Origin of the sequence: Streptomyces sp. NPDC046197 (genome assembly GCF_040646295.1) — a bacterium.
GTDB lineage: Bacteria > Actinomycetota > Actinomycetes > Streptomycetales > Streptomycetaceae > Streptomyces.
The window spans coordinates 20,749-23,987 of sequence record NZ_JBEYZY010000047.1 but is presented as its reverse complement, the minus strand read 5'-3'; the positions used below and the strand labels follow the sequence as shown (position 1 = coordinate 23,987).

The window sequence follows — 3,239 nt, the reverse complement described above, 5'->3', positions numbered from 1 at the left end:
CGAGGCCACAAAGGTGCTCGCACCCGCTGGCGAGCACGCCTCCACAGTCCGCCTGGGCGACCCCACCGGCGGTCCCCTCCCGGGCGATGGGCCCCGCTCCGCCGACGCCGAGTACAGCGCGACCGTTCTGGCCAGCCACTGGATCGAGCGACCCGAACCGGACGGCACCGTCCTCGAGGAGCCGTCCACCGCAAAGAATCAGGCGACGCCGGCGGCCGATCGCACCGAAGGCAGCGTGCTGCGTTTCGGCCCAGGCGTGACCGCCGCCGTCGCCCACCGGACGCTCCCGGCCGTACAGCCGCCCCCCACGGCGGCCCCGCGCCGGCGGCTGCGCAGACACGCTCTGCCCGCGCTGGTGGTGCTGCTCGTCCTCGCTCTCCTCGCCCGGCAGCGCCTCGGGCCGCCCGTCGCCGTGCGCACGGTGGCGGTCTCGGCCCGGCCGGCAGCTCTGGGCTGCGACGACACCGCGGACATCGTCGGCCTCGTCACCACGAACGGCCGTCCGGGAACGCTCACCTACCGCTGGATCCGAAGCGACGGCACCGCCTCGGGCGTCCTGCGGGAAGTGGTGGCCCGGGGCCAGCACCAGGCGCGTCTGCACCTGCGGTGGACCTTCCAGGGCGAAGGCCACCGCACGGCGCGGGCCGACCTGCGCATCCTCTCCCCGGCCCACCGGCCGGTGACCGCCCACGTCACCTACGCCTGCCCCTGAGGCCCGGGCCCCGGGGCACTGGGATCCGAGGCCCGGGCTCTGACCACGAACGACGTGGAGCGGTTCGAGGCCGCCAGGTCCCGCCTGGAAGCCATCGCCTACCGGCTCCTCAGCTCCGCAAGCAAGGCCGAAGACACCGTGCAGGACGCGCACCTCACCGGCGCGGGCATCGCGAAGTTCTCCGCGCGAATCTACCGGATCTCGCTTGATCAGGGTGCCACACCTGGGGCTCGTGGGGGTGGTGTCCGGATGCCCGCGATGGTCGGCATCGGTTATCCCGGCGGCGCGGCAGCGGTCTGCATCCTCGGTCCATGAGCGCGGGATGTACAACTCCCGGTCGATCGCCGCGTGTCCGGCGACGGTGGTGTAGACGAGGTAGACGGCAACCTGTGAGTTCTCGACCCTACCCGCGGTGCCGATTGCGGCGCACCTGCAGTTGGTGGTGACCGGGCTGCGCGCCAGCTGCTCGTCCAAGTCGACCTCGCCGCGGGTGACGGCGTCCGCGGAGCGACGGGGTGTTTCGCGAGCACATCCGGATGCGGGCAGCCGAGTTGTTCGCTCTGGGACACGACAATGCTGGGGTCGCCAAGGAGTTATGTCAGCGTGCGGTCAATTCAGCGGTGGGGCCAGGCGTGGGAGCACGGCGGGACGGCTGCGCTTGGATCGAAGGGGCCGCCGTACGGGCCCGAGCTGAGCGAGGCACTGTTCGAGGCGCTCGAGCAGGAGCTTGCCAAGGGGCCGGTGGCGCACGGGTGACCGGACCAGATCTGGAAGCTGGCGCGGATCAAGACGCTGATCGGCCGCCCGGTTCCACAAGAGCCTGACCCAGTCGGCCATTGCGCGGATGCTGCACTGGCACGGCTTCAGCCACCAGGCCCCTGCCCGACGCGCGATCGAAGACGCGTGCGGCAGTGGCGTAGGGCTCGGTGGTCATGACTTGGGTGACCATTTCCGTTGCGCCTACCCCAACGCTGGTTCCGACCAGCGCGTGCTCGCGCCGGCGGCGGAAGAATGCATACGCCCTCCGTCCCATGGTGGGGAGCCGCTGCCATGCGCCCGCCTGCCGGACTGCCCTACCTCCACGCCTTCGCCAACAGCCCCGATGTCGACCGCGCCGCCGTCGACGCCGGCCTCACCGCCCCGGACCACAATGGGCGCTCGAAGGCGTCAACACTCACGCCAAGCGAATAATGAGGCTGCGCCATCTTGAAGTGGCTGGCCAGCAGGGGTGGTGAGACCCCGTTTCGGGCTGCTCGTACTGGTCGCGGGCGGCAGTCTGGGGTGTAGATCGTCTGGCAGGGCGGTTTCGCCGATGAGTCCACCGTCCTCGAACGGTCTACCCAGCGACACGACCGTTCTCGACAGGAGTGCCATGTCCACCATCCAGCCAGTGATCATCACTGCCGACCAGGACGTCCTGCTCGGCTTCTATACGAAATTGTTCGGCGCCGAGGAGATCTTCCGGGTACCGGCGGAAGGCCCGGCCTTCTACCTCGGCTTGCGCATCGGCGACACCGACCTCGGGCTGGTGGCCAAGACGAACCCGGGGACCGGGGCGGCACCGCGGATCCTGCTCAGCATCGGTGTCGACGACGTCGACGAGACGCTCGGCCGGGTGGAGGCGCTGGGCGGCTCGGTCCGCAGCGGCCCCAACGACATGCCGTGGGGACAGCGCGTCGCCCACATCCAGGACCCCGACGGCAACCCGGTGAACCTCACCCAGCCGATCCCGGCTCAGTGACGCCGTTCCGGGTGCCTGTGCTGGTCGTGAGCTGCCTGCGGTATGGATCAATTGCCTGTAGTGGCCTCGATGTTCGCCAGTACGACCAGCGCGCGAAGCAGGTGGCTCTTTGGCGCACCGCCCTCCCACACAGTCCAATGAACATCCCACACCTGCCGGTCTCTACTCCCTGGCCAACCGCGACGCCGAGGACTTCCCGGCCGACCGTCTACTCTCGGACCAACTGGTACCGCTGCCCGATCGGCTCCGCTCGGCGTCCATGGCCGGATCGTCCACCTCACCCGCGCGCTCGGCCTTGATGAACTAGCCGATAACCACCTCCGCTGCCTCGAGCCGGGCCACCTCGGCGTCGATCTCCGCCAGCTCCTTGCGCAACCGCGCAGCCCGCTCGGCCAGCACCATCCGTCCCTGCATCTCTCACGTCAGTATCTCGGGGAGGTCCAGGCGCTGCTTGCGCTGCCGGGGAAGCAGGAGTCCCGGGCCACCGGGCACCGGCCCGCGGCGCTGCAGGGCCTGTGCGCGGCCACGGCACCAGGCTGAGCAGAACGCCCGGGGCTGGCGTCCGGATGCGAACGGCGGGGTACACACCGGGCAGTGGCCGGAGCGGCGACGGGCGCCAGGCGCTGCAGCAGCCTGCGGACGCGGTCTTCTTCCTCCTGCCCGGTTCAGTCCTGCCCGGTTCAGTCCGGGCCGGTTCAGTCCGGGCCGGTTCAGTCCGGGCCGGTTCAGTCCGGGCCGGTTCAGTCCGGGCCGGTTCAGTCCGGGCCGGTTCAGTCCGGGCCGGTT

General features: G+C 70.5%; 3 protein-coding genes and 2 pseudogenes. 4 read left to right on the top strand and 1 reads right to left on the bottom strand.

Annotation, left to right across the window (positions count from 1 at the left end; all coding sequences use genetic code 11):
- Together AB0A61_RS36695 and AB0A61_RS36690 are read left to right on the top strand one after the other, a co-directional pair.
- Positions 1 to 712: hypothetical protein (locus AB0A61_RS36695; protein WP_361302545.1), on the top strand; the 712-nt coding region annotated here is incomplete at its 5' end.
- 18 nt (positions 713 to 730) lie between these two features.
- Positions 731 to 859, top strand: a pseudogene (locus AB0A61_RS36690) (RNA polymerase subunit sigma-70); the annotation flags it as partial.
- Between the two features lie 126 nt (positions 860 to 985).
- Here the strand turns inward: AB0A61_RS36690 and AB0A61_RS36685 are convergent.
- Positions 986 to 1,129: pseudogene (locus AB0A61_RS36685) on the bottom strand (transposase); the annotation flags it as partial.
- A 186-nt stretch (positions 1,130 to 1,315) separates the two neighbouring features.
- Here AB0A61_RS36685 and AB0A61_RS36680 point away from each other — a divergent pair.
- Both AB0A61_RS36680 and AB0A61_RS36675 read left to right on the top strand, forming a co-directional pair.
- A complete protein-coding gene (locus AB0A61_RS36680; RefSeq protein ID WP_361302542.1) occupies positions 1,316 to 1,468 on the top strand; it encodes a hypothetical protein in 153 nt (50 codons plus the stop codon).
- A 616-nt stretch (positions 1,469 to 2,084) separates the two neighbouring features.
- On the top strand, positions 2,085 to 2,453 hold the full coding sequence (locus tag AB0A61_RS36675; protein WP_361302539.1) for a VOC family protein: 369 nt from the start codon (positions 2,085 to 2,087) through the stop codon (positions 2,451 to 2,453).
- The last annotated feature ends 786 nt before the right edge of the window (positions 2,454 to 3,239 follow it).